Source organism: Oceanicola sp. 502str15, from assembly GCF_024105635.1.
GTDB lineage: Bacteria > Pseudomonadota > Alphaproteobacteria > Rhodobacterales > Rhodobacteraceae > Vannielia.
In genome coordinates, this window is sequence record NZ_WYDQ01000001.1 from 1,768,142 (window position 1) to 1,783,952 (window position 15,811).

Consider the following 15,811-nt stretch of genomic DNA (forward strand, 5'->3'; position numbering starts at 1 on the left):
CCGTGGCAGATTGTGCGCCTGCGACAGCACCGGCCCCAGCCTCACCCCCATCACCCGCGCAGGCTCTGACGCCCCATTCCCGCACAGACCCGAACGGCCCCGGCCAACGCCGCGCCTGTCACCAACACAGGGCCCAAACCCCGACGCCAACTTGCAAAGCTCGAAACCGCCGCACCACCTCATCGCAAGCCGGCGGCGTCCAGCGGCGCAAGACATTCTCCCGCCGCGCAGCCAGCCCATCACCTCCTCCGGCCCACGAAGGTCCATCATCACCCGGGCCCCGAGGATATCAAGCAACGCCCTGCCCCAAAGCCCCATCGCAGCCAGGCCAACCAAATGTCGCACACCCCCACGAGCCATCCCCAAGCCATTCAACCGCATGGGCCACACACATGTCGGTCTCGCCGCAAACAACCTTGCCAAACCCGATGAAGTGCCGCTCCGCCCGCCCCGGCAAGAAGGCCACCGGCGTCAGAAAGGCCCCCGCCCTCCAGACCCAAACCGCCCCAGCCAGCAATTACCCGATATCATGCTGAACACCGCCACCCGAACCAGCCCCGCCCCGCCCATTTTCTTGCTGCAAATATCTCCGGGGGCGTGGGGGCAGCGCCCCACTCCAACCCCCGCCCCCAAATCCACCACTGGCCATCCGCCGTAGGGCGGGACTTGTCCCGCCAGCCCGGCCCCTACCCCATCCGCTCGGAGCGATACCCCCCCGGCGAGGCCGGAAACACCACCGTCTTGGTCCCGTTCATCAGCACCCGGTGATGAATGAAGGCATGGATCGCCCGAGCAAACACCTGCGCCTCCACATCGCGGCCAAGGCTCACATAATCCTCCCCGCTCTGCGCATGGGTCACCCGCACCGTGTCCTGCTCGATGATCGGCCCCTCATCCAGATCGGCGGTGACAAAATGCGCCGTCGCGCCAATCAGCTTCACCCCGCGCTCGAAGGCCTGCTTGTAGGGGTTCGCCCCCTTGAAGCTCGGCAGAAACGAGTGGTGAATATTGATGATCCGCCCCGCCATCTTCTGGCACATCTGGTCGCTCAGCACCTGCATGTAGCGCGCCAGCACCACCAGCTCGGCCCCGGTCTCCTCCACCACATCCATGATCCGCTGCTCGGCCTGCAGCTTGTTCTCCTTCGTCACCTTGATGTGGTGAAACGGAATATCGTGGTTCACCACGACCTTCTGATAATCCAGATGGTTCGACACCACCGCCACGATCTCGATCGGCAGCGCCCCGATCCGCCAGCGATAGAGCAGATCGTTCAGGCAATGCCCGAAGCGGCTCACCATGATGATCACCTTCATCTTCTGCGCATCGTCATGAATCGCCCAATCCATCGCAAAGGGCGCCCCCACCGCCTCGAAACCCTCGCGCAGCGCCGCGAGGCTTTCGCCATCCTCGCTCACAAAACTCGTCCGCATGAAGAAGTTGCCGGTGCCGGGGTCGTCGAACTGCGCGGAATCGGTGATGTTGCAGCCCTTCTCGGCCAGAAAACCGGAAATCGCGGCCACGATCCCCCGGGTCGAAGGGCAGGTGACAGTCAGGGTGTAGGTGCTCATTTGGCGTCCTTGCGGGTCAATCTCTGGTGCTTCGGAGTAGCAGCGGCGGGGCCTGCGTCAATCCGGGTTCAGGGCGACGTTATGGCCTGCGCAACATTCCGATTGCTCCAATGCGACGCTTTATGTTCCGATAGGTCACATGTGACGGGGAGCATGGGGTGGAACTGGTCGACAGCGCGCGCATCAAGGCGGGACCGGGCTGCAACTGCATGGCGGGCCGGGTGGTTTTCGAGCCGCGTCGCGCCCTCTGGTGGGTCGGCCACGGGCTCGGCGGCCTCGCCGCCCTCACCCTCTTCCCCTCGCTCGCCGGCCTCGCGGCCTTCCTCGCCCTCACCGCGCTCACCATCTGCGCCGGCCACTCCGTCGGCATGCACCGCCTGCTGATCCACCGCGCCTTCACCACCCCGCTCTGGCTCGAGCGCCTGCTGGTCTGGCTCGGCACCCTCGTCGGCATGGCCGGCCCCTTCGGCATGATCCGCGCCCACGACATGCGCGACTGGCACCAGCGCCAGTCCACCTGCCCGCCCCATCCCGCGCACGAGGCGGGCTTCTTCCGCGATGGCTACTGGCAGCTGATGTGCCGCTACCAGCTCACCCACCCGCCCCGGCTCGAGATCGAGCCGCAGGTCGCCCGCGACCGCTTCTACCGCCTCATCGAACGCACATGGATGGCCCAGCAGCTGCCCCTTGCCGCCGCCCTCTGGCTGCTCGGCGGCTGGGGCCTCGTGCTCTGGGGCATCTGCCTGCGGGTCTGGGTGTCGCTCACCATGCACTGGCTGGTCGGCCACTTCTGCCACCGGAGCGGGCACCAGGGCTGGCACATCGCGGGCCTCCCGGTACAGGGCTACAACCTGCCGGGCTGGTCGCTCCTCACCTTCGGTGAAAACTGGCACGGCAACCACCACGCCTTCCCCCACTCCGCCCGCCTCGGCCTCGAGACCGGCCAGCTCGACCCCGGCTACTGGCTCATCCGCTGCCTCGCCGCCCTCGGCCTCGCCACCAACATCCACCTCCCCGCCAGCCAGCCCCCGCGCCCGGGGCTCACCCGCCTTCCGGGAACCCCCGCCGAATGAGTGCCCCCACCATCCGCCCGCTCGATGCGCAATCGGACCTTGCCGCCATCACCGCCTTCTACCGGGCCGCCCCCGACTACTGGCTGATGGCCGATGGCACCGCACCCGATGCCGCCAAGGACGCCGCCTTCTTCACCGACGGCCCGCCGGGCTGCGACCCGACCGCCTCCCACCGCCTCGGCCTCTTCCTCGGCCCCCGCCTCTCGGGCCTCGCCGAACTCTCCTTCGGCTTCCCCGACCCCGCCGACGCCTACCTCGGCTTCCTCATGCTCGGCCCCTGGGCGCGCAACGCCGGCCACGGCCGCACCCTGCTGGCCCATGTCGAAACCCTCGCCCGCGCCGCCAAGAGCCCCCGCCTCCTCCTTGCGGTCCTGCAAGCCAACCCCCGCGCCCGCGCCTTCTGGCAGCGCGAAGGCTTCCGAGACACCGGAACGAGCGGCAGCTACACCACCACCACCGGCGTGACCCACCACCTGAACCGCATGGCAAAACCGCTCTGAAAGCGCCCGCCCTGCCCTTCATCTTGGTCCAAATATCTCCGGGGGGTGTGGGGGGCTGGCCCCCCACTAGACGGTGCGGTGTGGGGGGCTGGCCCCCCACTGTACGTCGCGGTGTGGGGCGCTCCCCCCCCACCAATCGGCGCGATATCCGGCGCAGTCCCCACGGCCCACGCCCCCAAAGGCAAACCGCCCGCTACCCGCCCTGCACCAGCGTCGTGAACAGCTTCGGGTCGAGGCTCTGCGCCGCAAAGGTCTCACCCTCGGTCAGCACCGCCACCGCATCATGCGAATGCAGGCTCTCCTGATGGCTCGCCACCACCCGAAAATCCCCGACCCGCGGCTCACCCTGCAACGCCTCGCAGAAGCTCCGCGCCGCATCCTCCACGAAAATCGGATTGGCCGCGTTCAGCTCGGCAAAGGCCTGCTCGTCCTCGCGCTTCACCATCACCTGCGTCTCCGTCGGCACCGCCTTGCGGCACAGCTCCACGAGATCTTCAAACCACAGCCGCGCGCCCGGCAGGCACTCCACGCTCACCCGCGCCACCGAGCGCTGCGAATGGGGCGTCGCCAGCTGTCCGCGCGCATGTCGTGCGTGCTCCGAAAGCTCCAGCGAGCACGGGCAGGTGCTCGAATAGACGTAGTCGAGATGCATCAGCTTCTTGCGCCGCCCGCCCGCGTCCACCACCTCCATGGCGATGTCATAATACTGGTAGCCCATCAGCCCGCTGCGCAGGCTCTCCACCTTCATCGGAAACGAAAACCGCATCTGGATCCGCGCATCGAAAGACTCCAGATCCCCCTTGTAGGCCTCCAGCGTCTCTTCGATCACATCGAGCGAAAATTCCTTCTCCGCCTGGGCATAGAAGGTCCGCATGATGCGGCTCATGTTGATGCCCTTCTTCTCCGCCTCAAGGCTCACCGTGCCGGTGACGGAGGTCTCCAGCGTGATCCCCCCGCCGTCGCGTGTGTGAAACCGGATCGGCAGGCGGAAGTTGGAGATGCCGACATGTTCGATATGCTGGCGCGCGCCCCGGATCAGGCTGGCAGGCCCGTTCTGCAGGTCGGGCAGACCGGCCTTGTAGGCCTCATCGGCCTTGAATTCCTCGGGGTAGGCCCGGGCGAGGGCCGGGTAGTTCGGCAGCGGGGCATCGGGCAGCAATCGGGAAATCGCGGGGTCCAGCGCAGCCACCTCTTCAGGTGTCGCCCTTTCCGCCCAGCGCCGGAGCTTCTCCAGCGCCTCGCGGGCCTCCTCGTCGCTTGTCTCACCCTGTGAGGCAGCGTGATAATTCATGGCAATTTCCCCCTTCCATCCGGGTGCGGGCCATCGCCCTCATATGGGGCAACTGGCGGGGCTGGCAAGGCTTTCGTCGCCCCCGCCACCGACGCCCGGCGTCCACGAGCGCCATTCCGCTAGGGATTTCGCGCCCGCCCCGCTAGGCTCGCTGCCCAAAAGGAGCCCGCCGTGATCCCCGCCCATGAGCCGCCCGAAAAGAGCTACAAGAGCGCCGTCAGCGACTCCACCCGCTGGGCGGAGTTCGTGCCGCGCCCCGGCGATATCGTCGTCGTCACCCCGCCCAAGTCCGGCACCACCTGGGCGCAGGCCCTGCTCGCCATGCTCATCGCAGGCGATCCCGAGGTCGATGCCCAGACCGCCCTCAAGAGCCCCTGGATCGACAGCACCTCCCGCCCCTTCTCCGAGGTCGCCGCCCGCCTCGACGCGCAGGATCACCGCCGTCAGGTCAAATCCCACACCCCCTTCGACGGGCTGCCGTGGTGGAACGAACTGCGCTACATCGCCGTCTTTCGCCACCCGCTCGACGTGCATCTTTCCTTCCGCAACCACGTGCGCAACATGCGCCCCGAGATCTTCACCCGCCGCTACGCGCTCGATCCCGCCGCCAGCTTCGCCATGTTTCTCGAAAGCCGCGAGGTCGAGGATGCCTCGCTGCACGGCATCGCGCTGCACTACCTGCAGGCCCGGGCGCGGCACGGGCGCGAGAACCTGCTGCTGCTGCATTATGCCGACATGATCCGCGATCTGCCCGCCGCGCTGGCCCGGATCGCCGCCCATGTCGGCATCACCGCCCCGCCCGCGCTGATGGCAGCCATCGCCGAGGCCGCCACCTTCTCCGCCATGAAGGCCAACGCCGCCCGGTTCACCCCGGCAGCGGGCCTCGGGCTCTGGCACAGCGATGCGGGGTTCTTCAACAGCGGCGGCTGCAACACCTGGCAGGGCAAGCTGGGCGAGGCCGAACTGGCCGCCTATGACGCGGCGCTCTCAGCTTTGCTGCCGCCGGACGCGCGCGCCTGGCTGGAATGGGGCGACCGGGGCCAGCCCCCGGCCTAGCCGCTCACCCCTCGGCCGCCCGCTCTGTGGCCTCGCCCTCGCCACGCGGCTCCTCGGCCGGCTGCGGCTCGCGCGCCCCATAGCTGAACCCGCCATAGCTGAACCCGCCATCGCCAAAGCGTGCGCCACGGGCAGGCCATACTTCCAGATGCCTGAAATCAGGGCTCGGAACAGTCGCCTTCATCTCTTGTCTCCCAACGAATGCAGTTTGCGTGAAAAGGGCCCTCAGGCCATCTCCAGCGCCTGCATCACGTCGGCCACAAGGTCCGCACTGTCTTCGATCCCGAGCGAGAGCCGCACCAGGCCGGGGCTGATCCCCAGCACCGCCTTCTTCTCGTCCGAAAGCCGCTGGTGGGTGGTGGTCGCCGGATGGGTGATGATGCTCTTGGCATCGCCCAGATTGTTCGAAATCACCGCGATCTCGAGCGCATCCAGAAAACGGAACGCCGCCTCCTTGCCGCCCTTGATCTCGAAGCTCACCACCGTGCCGGGCTTTTCCATCTGCGCCAGCGCAAGGTTGTGCTGCGGATGGTCCGGCAGGCCCGGATAGAGCACCGCGTTGATCTTCTCGTGCCCGACCAGCGCCCGTGCGACGGTCTCGGCATTTTCCGCCTGCGCCCGGCAGCGCAGATCGAGGGTCTCCAGACCCTTCAGCAGCACCCAGGCGTTGAACGGGCTCATCGCGCCCCCGGTGTGCTTGAGGTAAGGCTCCAGCGTGCCGCGAATGAACTCCTTGGTGCCCAGCACCACGCCGCCCAGCACCCGGCCCTGCCCGTCGATATGCTTGGTGGCGGAATACACGATCACATCCGCGCCCAGCTCGAGGCTGCGCTGAAAGACCGGCGTGGCAAAGACATTGTCCACCACCACCAGCGCGCCCACCGCATGGGCCAGCTCACTGACCCCGGCGATGTCGATCACCTCCAGCGTCGGGTTCGAGAGCGCCTCGAAGAACACCAGCTTGGTATCGGGCCGGATCGCCGCCTTCCAGGCGCCGAGGTCGGTGCCGTCGACAAACTCCACCTCCACGCCGAAGCGCGCCAGAACTTCCGACAGGATGTATTCGCAGGAGCCGAACAGCGCCCGGCTGCTCACCACATGGTCGCCCGCCTTCAGCGGCGCGGTCAGCGCCGCGCTCACCGCCGCCATGCCGCTGGCGGTGGCAAAGGCATCCTCCGCGCCCTCCAGCATGGCGATGCGCTCTTCGAACATCCGCACCGTCGGGTTGCCGTAGCGGGCATAGATGAACTCGTCATCACCCAACGCCTCGAACCGGTCCTGCGCCTGCTGCGCGGTGTCGTAGACAAACCCCTGGGTCAGAAAAATCGCCTCGCTGACCTCGCCATACTGCGAGCGCCGCGTGCCGCCATGAACCAGCTTGGTGCGTGTTTTGCGTTCAGACATGATTGGCCTCCTTCGCCAATAAAAAAGCCCTCACCGCTGCCAAGCGACGAGGGGCTCCCTCTGCCTGACCTCTTTAGCGGAAGTGTTTAGAGTGGCCCGCAATCCGGTGAACAAATCGCCACTTGTGAGGGCTGAATTACGCCCAGCCGCGCGCCACGTCAATCCCGTTGGGCGGCTGAAATCCCCCGCCCCCGGCCCGCCTGCCACAAAACTGCCGACAGAAACCGGGCGCGCGCCCGTTTCACCTTCGAGCAGCAAACAGGAGGCTCCCCATGAAACCGATCCTCGCCACCGTCCTCATCGCCACCACCACCCTACTCGCCCCCGCCGCCTTCGCGGCCCCGGGCGGGAGCAAGGCCAACTGCAACGCCAACGGCCATCGCGGCGCCTGCGCCCAGCCGCTGCGCTCCGAAAGCATCCGCCCGCAGGACTACGAGAACGAGGCCCGCAAGCAGCAGGCCCGCCAGCTCAAGGCCCGCCTGCAGGAGCAGGAGCGCCAACAGCAGCGCCGCCAGCTCAAGAAGCGCGGCCACGCCCCCACCCAAGCCCAACTCCGCCACCTGCCCCGGGCCCCGCGCGGGCAGGAATACCGGGTGATCGACAACCGCGTCGTGCGCATCAACAGCGACACCGCCCAGGTCGTCGCCGTGCTCGGCCTGCTCTCGGCGCTGCTCCGCTAGCGCCGCCCCGGCGGTCCCGTCTCTCCGGTCGGGACCGCCGGCTCCTCCGCCGCCGCCGCCTCCGGCTCCACCGCACCGCGCCGCGACAGCCACCTTGCGCCAAGGAAACAGGCCATCGCCCAGGCCGCGCCCGCCAGCCACCCGGCCAGCACGTCGGTTGGCCAGTGCACGCCAAGGTAAACCCGGCTCACCCCCACCAGCACCGTCATCAGCACCGCCAGCGCGAGGATATAGACCTTCAGCGCCCGGCTCGGCATGACCCGCGCCACCAGCACGCCCAGCGTCAGGTAGGTCACGGCCGCCATCATCGAATGGCCCGAGGGGAAGGACGAGGTGATGACCTCCACGCCATGGGGCACCAGCTCGGGGCGCGGGCGGGCAAAGAGCAGCTTGGCGCTGTGCGAAATCAGAATGCCGCCGCCCACCGAGCCCAACAGATACACCACCGTCCCCCAGCTCCGGCGAATGGCAAAGAACCCCGCCACCGCGAATGTGAAGATCGACAGCACCAGCACCCCGCCCAGCGCCGTCACGTCGCGCCCCATCACCTCCACCCAGCCCGGCCCGATCGGGTCGCTCAAGTCGCCGGGGGTGCGGAACATGAGCAGCAGGGCCTCGTCGAGCGTGGTGGTGTCGCCCTCGATCACCTCCTCTGCCAGCCCGGCAAAGGCCCAGACGCCGCCCACCACCATCGCCAGCACCAGAAGCGTGCGCAGCTCCACGTTCGATCGGATCCATCGGAGGGCGCGGCGGCGGGTCGTCATGTCATATGCCATAGGCTTGCAACGCGGTCCCTGCCCCTCCCGTTCCCTGTGGCCTGCGCGCCTCCTTCCGCGCTGTCACACCGCTGTAACCCAAGCTTAATGCAGGCGTAGTAAAACAAGGGCACTGATCCCCCAGATGTTGTGGCCCGATGGCTTGCCTCAGGGTCATGGCGCTCAGCCATGGGGAGTGCCCCGATGCCCCTGACACATGCCAATGCCGATGGCGACCGTCTCGCCGACCCGGCAGAAACCGTCTCCCGCCTGCGCTCCGCGCTGGCCGAGGCCTCGCCCGATGCGCCCATCGCCGTGCTGGTGCACGGCTTCCAGTACTCGCCGCAGGATCCGGCCCGCAGCCCCCATGGCTCGCTCTTCGGGACCGGGCAGCAGGAATCGAGCTGGCCCGAGCTTCTGGGCCATGGCGCTGCCGATGCGCCGGTCTGCCTCGGCTTCGGCTGGGAGAGCCGCGGCTCGATCTGGTCGGCCTACCACCGCGCACCCCGCGCCGGGCGGGCGCTGGCCGAGCTGGTCGACCTCGCCGCCGCCCTCGCCCCCTCCCGCCGCATCACCCTGCTGGCCCATTCGCTCGGCGCCCGCGTGGCCTTGCAGGCGCTGCCCCATCTGCCCGCCGGGGCGATGCGCCGCGCCATCCTGCTCGCCGCCGCCGAATACCGCCACCGCGCCGCCGAAGCCGCCGACTGCCCCGCAGGCCATGCCGCCGATTTCCTCAACGTGACCTCGGCGCAAAACCTCCCGTTCGACCTGCTGCTCGAATATGCCTTCGCGCCCGGCCGCCCGGGCCGCGCTGCCATGGGCCGCGGCATGGCCGGTCACGGCGCCGCGCAGGCCGCCCGCTGGACAGACCTGCCCCTCACCTGCCCCCACACCCGCGCCGCCCTCGCCCGCCTCGGCCACCCCATCGCCGCACCCACCCGCCGGGTCTGCCACGGCTCCACCTACTCCGCCCCCGGCGTCTTCTCCCTCTACCGCGCCGCGCTCCACGATGCCTCGCTCCTGCCCCGCCTGCGCGCCGCCCTCCCCGCGCCCGCACACCGCCGCCTCACCGCCAATCTCGCCCGCCTCGCATCTTTCGCCTTGCCTCCGGGAAATCGAACGCCATCCTGATCCTCGACTTGAGGAGGAATATCACCATGGCCCCGATCGACCTGTACTACTGGCCCACCCCCAACGGCTGGAAAGTTTCCATCGCGCTCGAGGAGATGGGCCTGCCCTACGAGACCCACCTCGTGAACATCGGCGCGGGCGACCAGTTCAAACCCGAGTTCCTCGCGATCTCCCCCAACAACCGGATGCCCGCCATCGTCGACCCCGAAGGCCCCGACGGCCAGCCCGTCTCGGTCTTCGAAAGCGCCGCCATCCTGATGTATCTCGCCCGCAAGACGGGGCGCTTCTACGGCTCCGGCGAGCGCGGGCGTATCGCCGTGGAGGAATGGCTGATGTGGCAGATGGGCGGCCTCGGCCCCATGGCCGGCCAGGCCCACCACTTCCTCAAATACGCCCCCTCGATGGAGCCACCCAACGACCTGCCCTACGCCAAGGACCGCTACCGAAACGAGGTGAACCGCCTCCACGGCGTCCTCGACCGCCAACTCGCCAAGACCGAATACGTCGCCGGCCCCGACTACTCCATCGCCGACATGGCCATCTGGCCCTGGGCGATCCTCTGGGAAGGCCAGCAGCAGGACATCTCCGACAAGCCCCACTTCTCCCGCTGGCTCGACCTCGTTGGAGCGCGTGAGGCGGTGGTGAAGGGGAAGGCGCTGGCAGCAGAGAAACGGGCGAATTTGCAGGACAACAAGGACGCCCAGAAGGTGCTCTTCGGCAAGCGGGACTAGCAAACTCGCCCGCTCCGCCAAGGAGGGCCGCCGCCGGGGCGAGCCCGGGCTAGAACGCGAGGTTCGCCAGCGGCGCGTGGATCAGGTCTTCCTCCAGCGCCACCTGCGAATGCTCGGTCAGCTCCACCTTCAGGCAGCCGTCCACCTCTCGCAGAAAGTACTTGGTCCGCGACAGCACAACCGCCGTGCCCTCCGCGTCCGCCATCCGTGCGGTGGCAACCGCGGTGATCTTGCCGCCCTCCGAAACCGTCAGCTCGCGCAGGCTCAGCGGCCCCTTCGACATGCCGTTCGCTTCCAGCTCGCCCATGTAGGCCGCCGTCAGCTGCGACACCTCCTCGCGGGTCGACAGCATGATCATGTCGGCCCCGAAGTAGACCGCCGTCGGCATCGCCAGGCACTCCATGATCTCGTCCACATCGCCCTCGGTGAACCTTTCCGACAGCCTCACCAAAAACGCTTCCACCCGATCGCGCATCACACACCTGCCTCCCGAAACCAGTTAACCATAACGATTTCGCGCAAATGGCGACGAAAGTGATTCCATGCAAGATCCCTGATCGGCCCGCGCATCAATTTTTCCGTTGAAACAGGCCCGCGCAGACGGCCCTCACCCCACAACCACTTCCCAAATGAGCTTCGCCGACACCACCGCCAGCGCCACCTCCACCAACAGGTAAAACAGCTTCTCCGGCAGCCACCGCGCCACCCGCGCCCCGCTCCACGCCCCCGCCAGCGCAAAGGGCGCCAGCCGGGCCGCCTCCATCAGGCTCTCCCAGGTGATCTGCCCGGCCAGCACGTAGGGCGGCATCTTCAGCAGGTTGACCACCGAGAAAAAGATCGTGACCGTCCCGAGATACACCATCTTGTCGAGCCGCTGGGGCAGCACATAGGCCTGAAACGGCGGCCCCCCGGCGTGGGAAATATAGCTGGTGAACCCCGCCAGCGTGCCCCAGACCAGCCCGCGCGGCACATCGGCCTCCCGCGGCGCGGGCTCAGTGCGGGCAAATCGCCCCCGAACCGAGCCGACGAGGTAGTAAATCCCGATCCCCGCCACCAGCAGCTTGATCGCATCGCCGGGCACCACCGTCACCGCGAAATAGGCCGCGATGATCCCCGCCACCGCGCCCGGCAGCATGATCTTCAGGTTGCGCACCGAAAACGCCTTGCGGAACAGGTAGACCGCATACCAGTCGGCAATGATGTAGAGCGGCAGCAACAGCCCCGCCGCCATCGCCGGGTCCATGAACAGCGACATCAGCGGCACCGAAAGCATCGCCAGCATCGGCACCCCGCCCTTGGAGAGCCCCATCATGTAGGCCGCCAGCGCAGCCACGATCCAGAATTCCATGCCTCTCCCCGCGAGGCCAGAAGACCTCCAACGCCGCCGCGACCCCGCCGCTCAGGCCCAGCGCATACCCTGCCGCCCGACCACATTCAACGCCACGCGCCCCCGCGCCCGTCCTCCACCACCGCGACCGCTCGGCAGGCCGCAAGCGCCTCCCCCGACCCGCCCCAGACCCGAACAGTTTGAATCAAATTGCCCATTTTCTTGCTGCAAATATCTCCCGCCGGAGGCCTCAAATCTCTTCTGGCGCCCCCGCGCTACCAATCCACCCCGCCAGCAACCCGCCACCAACCAAGGCAACACCCCCGGCCCGGCCTCACCCCACCGGGGCGCCGCGTTCACTCGCTCTTTTCGGTCCCGTATTTCTCGATCAGCGGATATTGCGCCATCATGAAAACAAAGAGCGCAGCAGGCAGCCCGAAGGTCTTCACCGTCACCCAGACCCCGCTGGAGAGCGCGAAGGCAATCACCGCATTGGCCACCGCCAGCGCAAGGAAGAACCAGGCAAACCGCTTGGTCAGGATCAGCCAACCCGCATCGCTCATCGGCAAGAGCCCCTCCATGAGCCGCGCAAGGTAGCTCTGCCCCCGCATCAGCCCGATCGCGAGGATACCGGCAAACATCGCGTAAAGGATCGTCGGCTTCAGCTTCAAAAACAGGTCGTTGTCCAGCACCACCGTCAGCCCGCCCATGAAGACCACCAGCACCAGCGTCATCACCTGCATCCGGCTGAGCGCGCCCGTCAGCGCCCAGAGCGCCCCCATGCAGATCACCATGGCGAGGACGAACCAGAAGGTGAGGTAGGTGAAGGTCTTCACCTCATGGCCGAAGAGCATGTAGCTCTCCCCCTTCAGCAGGAAGAAGCCCAGGAAGAACCCCAGCACCGGGCCAAACTCCAGCGCCGTCTTCACCCAGCCGGGCACCTGTTTCTCTGCCATGTCGCTCTCCACTCTAACCTGCCATCTCAACTATCACCGCACCGGCAGCGATCAAGGCCATAAGGGCCAAACGTCGCGGCCCCACCCGCTCGCCGAGCAGAAGCCACCCGATGAGCGCGGCAAAGACCGTCGAGGTCTCGCGCAGCACCGCCGCCTCCCCCACCTTGTCGAGCCGGGTGGCCAGCATCACCGCCCCGAAGGAGAAAAACGCCACCACGCCCCCGATCATCCCCCGCGCCATCAGCGGCCCCAGCGTGGGCGGGCTCTCCATCCGCCGGTAGCGGATCAGCGCGACCCAGGGCGCAAAGCCCAGCCCGTCGATCATGAAGAACCACGCCAGAAAGGTGAACGGGTCGGCGGTGGCCCGAATGCCATAGGCGTCATAGGTGGTGTAGAGCGCCACGAAGAGGCCGGTCAGCACCGCAAGGCCGAGGGCGGCCACCATGGTGTCGCGTTGCAGCGTGATGGTGCGCAGGTTGTAGGCCGCCAGCCCGTAGATCCCCGCCAGCAGCACCCCCACCCCGGCCCATTGCCCGAGCGTGAAGTGCTCGCCAAAGATGATCCCCGCCCCGATCACGGCAAAGAGCGGCCCGGTCCCCCGCACCACCGGGTAAACCACCGTATAGGCCCCGCGCGTGTAGGTCATCGCCTGCGCGATCTTGTAGCCAACATGGATCACGAAGGCCCCGGCAAAGATCGCCCACATATGCGGCTCGGGCCATGGCACCACGAACAGCGCAAAGGGCGCGGCCATCGCGCCATAGCAAAAGTCGATCGCCCCCCGGCTCATCCACGGATCATGCCGCCCCTTCTGAAGCGCCCCGAACACCGCATGCAACAAGGCCGCCAGCAAGGCCAGAGCCAGCGCCGCCGTATGGCCCGCCTCGGTGCCTTCGAGAGATGTGATCCAGGAACTCATGCTGAGGGCATATATTTGCTTGGCGGGATGGTCCAGAGCCCGCCGCCAGCGCCACGCAAGCCGTGCAGCGCCGACACGCGGGGGGGCGCCCGCAACGGCCGTGCATGGCACTTTATGGTGAAGCCGTCATCCTTTCCTTCGAGGTGCCCCCCAACCTCACCGAAGCGCCGCCCCGGGGGGCGGGTCGGCGCTGCACGGCGGCCTGCGGCCTTGACTCCGTGCAGGTGCAAAACCCTACCGCCCCGCCCCCAGCCGCTTCTCCAGCCGCCGAAGCGCCAGCGAGAGCGTCACCGTCATCACGAGATAGAGCAGCGCCACCACATTGTAGGTCTCGAAATACCGGAAATTCCCCGCCGATGTGACCTTCCCGAGCTGGGTGATATCCGTCACCCCCAGCACCGACACGAGGCTCGAATCCTTGATCATCGCGATGAAGTCATTGCCCAGCGGCGGCAGGATGGTCCGCAGCGCCTGCGGCAACCGCACCAGCCGGAACCGCTGCCATGGCGAAAGCCCCAGCGCCTCCGCCGCCTCGATCTGCCCCTCGTCCACCGCCAGCAACCCGGCCCGAAACACCTCGGCGATGAAGGCCGAATATCCGATGGTCAGCGCAATGATCGCCCGCCAGAGCAACGAAAAATCCCGCGTCCTGATCCCCTCGCCCCCGAGCGCGGTCAGCGCCCAGTTCACCGCCCAAACCAGCGCCGGGGCGACCACGAAGGCGACGTAGAGCAGCAGCACCAATATCGGCACGCCCCGCACGATCTCCACGTAAAGCCGCGCCACCTGCCGCGCCACGATCCAGCGCGACAGCGAGGCCATGGCCACCAGCAGCCCAAGCAGCGTGGCTAGAGAAAACCCCACCAAGGTCACGAAAACCGTGATGCCGACACCCTTCATCAGGGTCGCCAGCACATCGGAATAAAGCTCGTCCGCGATCACCCGCCCAAACAGCACCGCCCCCGTGACGGCCAGGATCACCAGCCACCACGGAAAGTCCTTCTCGCCGGGCCGCTCCCTCACTCGCCGAGCTTGGTATCAAGAAACCATTTCTTGTTCAGCGCCTCCAGCGTGCCATCCGCCGCCATCGAGGCAATCGCGGCATTGATCGGCGCCACAAGGTCGGAGCCCTTGGGGAAGATGAAGCCGAAATCCTCGGTCCCCAGCTTCTCGCCCACGATCTTCAGCGCGCCCTCCGAGGCCGCCACATAACCCTCGCCCGCCGTGCCATCGGTCAGCACAAGGTCCACATCGCCCGCCCGCAGCGCCTGAACGCCCGCGCCGAAGGTCTCGAACAGCTTCACCCGCGGGTTCGCCTCATCGCCATCCAGCACATCGTAGACCGCTACGTAAAACGGCGTGGTGCCGGGCTGGGCGGCCACCAGCAGGTCGTCATCCCCCGCAAAGCTCGCCGCATCGTTGAACCGCTCCTCGTCGCCGCGCACCAGCATCACCATTTCAGAGCGCATGTAGGCATCGGAGAAATCCACCATCTCCTTGCGGTCGTCCCGAATGGTGATGCCCGTCATCCCCATGTCGTATTGCCCTTCCGAGACCGCCGGAATCATCGCATCCCAGCTGATGTTCTCATAGGCCACGCTCATGTTGATCCGGCTGGCGATCTCCGCCAGCGCATCATACTCCCAGCCCACGGCCTCGCCCCCGTCCATGTATTGCAGCGGCGGATAGGCGTTTTCGGTCACAACGGTGATCTCCCGGCCCTGAAGATCGGGCAGATCCTGCGCAACCACAGGGGTCACGAAGAGCGAGGCAAAGACGGCGGCGGCGGCATATTTCATGGTGGCGACTCCCAGTGAGGTTTCCCGAAACCTTAGCCGATACACCACCACGCGCAACGCGCCCCCGCACCTGCCCGGAACCGCCGGGCCGGGGGGCGAGTTATGTCAGCAGACACATCGGGAGGGGGCCATCATCGACACCATCGCATCCGAACTGACAGGCACCTTCGCCGGCGTCCCGCCCCTCACCGCCTTCCTCCGCCTGCTCGCCGCCGCCCTGCTCGGCGGCATCATCGGGCTGGAGCGCGAATGGCGCGAAAAGCCCGCAGGGCTGCGCACCCATATGCTGGTGTCGCTGGCCGCCGCGCTCTTCATCATCGTCAGCCAGCAGCTCGCGCGGCTGTCCTTCGGCGTCGATGAGGGGATGCGGGTCGACCCGCTACGCCTTGTCGAGGCAGTCACGGCGGGCGTCGCCTTCCTCGCGGCAGGGATCATCTTCACCAAGGGCGACACGGTGAAAAACACCACCACGGGCGCCTCCATGTGGCTTGCAGGTGGCGTCGGCCTCGCCTGCGGCGCGGGCCAGATGCCGCTGGCCGCCATGGCCACCGCCATCACGGTCGTGGTGCTCTCGGTGCTGCGCTACCTCGTGCGCGCCGTGGATGACTAGACCCCGCA

18 protein-coding genes and 1 riboswitch are annotated in these 15,811 nt (G+C 67.3%); of the genes, 7 read left to right on the forward strand and 11 right to left on the reverse strand.

All coding sequences use genetic code 11. From position 1 onward, the window contains the following. Positions 1 to 686: 686 nt before the first annotated feature. Positions 687 to 1,571 (reverse strand): formyltetrahydrofolate deformylase, encoded by an 885-nt coding sequence (purU, locus tag GTH22_RS08475; protein ID WP_252944731.1) that lies wholly within the window; start codon positions 1,569 to 1,571, stop codon positions 687 to 689. 158 nt (positions 1,572 to 1,729) lie between these two features. On the opposite strand from purU, the gene GTH22_RS08480 reads away from it, so the two are divergent. Then, positions 1,730 to 2,644, forward strand: a complete 915-nt coding sequence (locus GTH22_RS08480; protein WP_252944733.1) for a fatty acid desaturase — start codon at positions 1,730 to 1,732, stop codon at positions 2,642 to 2,644. Further along, positions 2,641 to 3,144, forward strand: a complete 504-nt coding sequence (locus GTH22_RS08485; RefSeq protein ID WP_252944735.1) for a GNAT family N-acetyltransferase — start codon at positions 2,641 to 2,643, stop codon at positions 3,142 to 3,144. The genes GTH22_RS08480 and GTH22_RS08485 overlap by 4 nt, the downstream gene beginning before the upstream one ends. A 193-nt stretch (positions 3,145 to 3,337) precedes the next feature. Here the strand turns inward: GTH22_RS08485 and folE2 are convergent, their stop codons facing one another. Further along, positions 3,338 to 4,435 (reverse strand): GTP cyclohydrolase FolE2, encoded by a 1,098-nt coding sequence (gene folE2, locus GTH22_RS08490; protein ID WP_252944737.1) that lies wholly within the window; start codon positions 4,433 to 4,435, stop codon positions 3,338 to 3,340. A 171-nt stretch (positions 4,436 to 4,606) separates the two neighbouring features. Here folE2 and GTH22_RS08495 point away from each other — a divergent pair, with 171 nt between their 5' ends. After that, on the forward strand, positions 4,607 to 5,491 hold the full coding sequence (locus GTH22_RS08495; protein WP_252944739.1) for a sulfotransferase domain-containing protein: 885 nt from the start codon (positions 4,607 to 4,609) through the stop codon (positions 5,489 to 5,491). Between the two features lie 4 nt (positions 5,492 to 5,495). On the opposite strand, the gene GTH22_RS08500 is transcribed toward GTH22_RS08495, so the two are convergent. Beyond that, on the reverse strand, positions 5,496 to 5,675 hold the full coding sequence (locus GTH22_RS08500; protein ID WP_252944741.1) for a hypothetical protein: 180 nt from the start codon (positions 5,673 to 5,675) through the stop codon (positions 5,496 to 5,498). Positions 5,676 to 5,716: 41 nt separating this feature from the next. Continuing rightward, positions 5,717 to 6,895, reverse strand: coding sequence for an O-succinylhomoserine sulfhydrylase (gene metZ / locus GTH22_RS08505; protein ID WP_252944743.1), 1,179 nt, complete (start codon positions 6,893 to 6,895; stop codon positions 5,717 to 5,719). A 52-nt stretch (positions 6,896 to 6,947) separates the two neighbouring features. Then, positions 6,948 to 7,027, reverse strand: a riboswitch (SAM riboswitch). 140 nt (positions 7,028 to 7,167) lie between these two features. Here metZ and GTH22_RS08510 point away from each other — a divergent pair. Then, on the forward strand, positions 7,168 to 7,575 hold the full coding sequence (locus tag GTH22_RS08510; RefSeq protein ID WP_252944745.1) for an RcnB family protein: 408 nt from the start codon (positions 7,168 to 7,170) through the stop codon (positions 7,573 to 7,575). Here the strand turns inward: GTH22_RS08510 and GTH22_RS08515 are convergent. Then, positions 7,572 to 8,339, reverse strand: coding sequence for a phosphatase PAP2 family protein (locus tag GTH22_RS08515; RefSeq protein WP_252944747.1), 768 nt, complete (start codon positions 8,337 to 8,339; stop codon positions 7,572 to 7,574). The genes GTH22_RS08510 and GTH22_RS08515 overlap by 4 nt on opposite strands. 195 nt (positions 8,340 to 8,534) lie before the next feature. Here GTH22_RS08515 and GTH22_RS08520 point away from each other — a divergent pair, with 195 nt between their 5' ends. Further along, positions 8,535 to 9,461, forward strand: a complete 927-nt coding sequence (locus GTH22_RS08520) for an alpha/beta hydrolase (protein ID WP_252944749.1) — start codon at positions 8,535 to 8,537, stop codon at positions 9,459 to 9,461. A gap of 26 nt (positions 9,462 to 9,487) precedes the next feature. After that, on the forward strand, positions 9,488 to 10,192 hold the full coding sequence (locus tag GTH22_RS08525) for a glutathione S-transferase N-terminal domain-containing protein (protein ID WP_252944751.1): 705 nt from the start codon (positions 9,488 to 9,490) through the stop codon (positions 10,190 to 10,192). Positions 10,193 to 10,241: 49 nt separating this feature from the next. Here GTH22_RS08525 and GTH22_RS08530 read toward each other — a convergent pair whose 3' ends face one another. From GTH22_RS08530 to GTH22_RS08555, 6 genes are all read right to left on the reverse strand, one after another. Continuing rightward, positions 10,242 to 10,667: a nuclear transport factor 2 family protein gene (locus tag GTH22_RS08530; RefSeq protein WP_252944752.1), complete on the reverse strand. Its 426-nt coding sequence runs from the start codon at positions 10,665 to 10,667 to the stop codon at positions 10,242 to 10,244. A gap of 132 nt (positions 10,668 to 10,799) precedes the next feature. After that, complete coding sequence (locus tag GTH22_RS08535) at positions 10,800 to 11,540, reverse strand: sulfite exporter TauE/SafE family protein (protein WP_252944755.1); 741 nt, start codon at positions 11,538 to 11,540, stop codon at positions 10,800 to 10,802. Between the two features lie 335 nt (positions 11,541 to 11,875). Continuing rightward, positions 11,876 to 12,475 carry an inner membrane-spanning protein YciB gene (locus GTH22_RS08540; RefSeq protein ID WP_252944757.1) on the reverse strand — a complete coding sequence of 200 codons (600 nt, stop codon included), beginning with the start codon at positions 12,473 to 12,475 and terminating at the stop codon, positions 11,876 to 11,878. A 13-nt stretch (positions 12,476 to 12,488) separates the two neighbouring features. Further along, positions 12,489 to 13,394 (reverse strand): DMT family transporter, encoded by a 906-nt coding sequence (locus GTH22_RS08545; RefSeq protein ID WP_252944758.1) that lies wholly within the window; start codon positions 13,392 to 13,394, stop codon positions 12,489 to 12,491. A 234-nt stretch (positions 13,395 to 13,628) separates the two neighbouring features. Continuing rightward, on the reverse strand, positions 13,629 to 14,417 hold the full coding sequence (locus GTH22_RS08550; RefSeq protein ID WP_252944760.1) for an ABC transporter permease subunit: 789 nt from the start codon (positions 14,415 to 14,417) through the stop codon (positions 13,629 to 13,631). After that, the gene (locus tag GTH22_RS08555; protein ID WP_252944762.1) at positions 14,414 to 15,193 is read right to left on the reverse strand and encodes a transporter substrate-binding domain-containing protein; all 780 of its coding nucleotides are present in this window, start codon (positions 15,191 to 15,193) and stop codon (positions 14,414 to 14,416) included. Before GTH22_RS08555 ends, GTH22_RS08550 begins: the two co-directional genes overlap by 4 nt. On the opposite strand from GTH22_RS08555, the gene GTH22_RS08560 reads away from it, so the two are divergent. Next, positions 15,192 to 15,803: an MgtC/SapB family protein gene (locus GTH22_RS08560; protein WP_371928330.1), complete on the forward strand. Its 612-nt coding sequence runs from the start codon at positions 15,192 to 15,194 to the stop codon at positions 15,801 to 15,803. The genes GTH22_RS08555 and GTH22_RS08560 overlap by 2 nt on opposite strands. Positions 15,804 to 15,811 lie beyond the last annotated feature (8 nt).

Coding starts and splice junctions, on each gene's coding strand:
- purU (WP_252944731.1), bottom strand. CDS start 1,571: ATGAGCACCTACACCCTGACTGTCACCTGCCCTTCGACCCGGGGGATC.
- GTH22_RS08485 (WP_252944735.1), top strand. CDS start 2,641: ATGAGTGCCCCCACCATCCGCCCGCTCGATGCGCAATCGGACCTTGCC.
- folE2 (WP_252944737.1), bottom strand. CDS start 4,435: ATGAATTATCACGCTGCCTCACAGGGTGAGACAAGCGACGAGGAGGCC.
- GTH22_RS08500 (WP_252944741.1), bottom strand. CDS start 5,675: ATGAAGGCGACTGTTCCGAGCCCTGATTTCAGGCATCTGGAAGTATGG.
- metZ (WP_252944743.1), bottom strand. CDS start 6,895: ATGTCTGAACGCAAAACACGCACCAAGCTGGTTCATGGCGGCACGCGG.
- GTH22_RS08510 (WP_252944745.1), top strand. CDS start 7,168: ATGAAACCGATCCTCGCCACCGTCCTCATCGCCACCACCACCCTACTC.
- GTH22_RS08515 (WP_252944747.1), bottom strand. CDS start 8,339: ATGACGACCCGCCGCCGCGCCCTCCGATGGATCCGATCGAACGTGGAG.
- GTH22_RS08520 (WP_252944749.1), top strand. CDS start 8,535: ATGCCCCTGACACATGCCAATGCCGATGGCGACCGTCTCGCCGACCCG.
- GTH22_RS08525 (WP_252944751.1), top strand. CDS start 9,488: ATGGCCCCGATCGACCTGTACTACTGGCCCACCCCCAACGGCTGGAAA.
- GTH22_RS08530 (WP_252944752.1), bottom strand. CDS start 10,667: ATGCGCGATCGGGTGGAAGCGTTTTTGGTGAGGCTGTCGGAAAGGTTC.
- GTH22_RS08535 (WP_252944755.1), bottom strand. CDS start 11,540: ATGGAATTCTGGATCGTGGCTGCGCTGGCGGCCTACATGATGGGGCTC.
- GTH22_RS08540 (WP_252944757.1), bottom strand. CDS start 12,475: ATGGCAGAGAAACAGGTGCCCGGCTGGGTGAAGACGGCGCTGGAGTTT.
- GTH22_RS08545 (WP_252944758.1), bottom strand. CDS start 13,394: ATGAGTTCCTGGATCACATCTCTCGAAGGCACCGAGGCGGGCCATACG.
- GTH22_RS08560 (WP_371928330.1), top strand. CDS start 15,192: ATGGTGGCGACTCCCAGTGAGGTTTCCCGAAACCTTAGCCGATACACC.
- GTH22_RS08555 (WP_252944762.1), bottom strand. CDS start 15,193: ATGAAATATGCCGCCGCCGCCGTCTTTGCCTCGCTCTTCGTGACCCCT.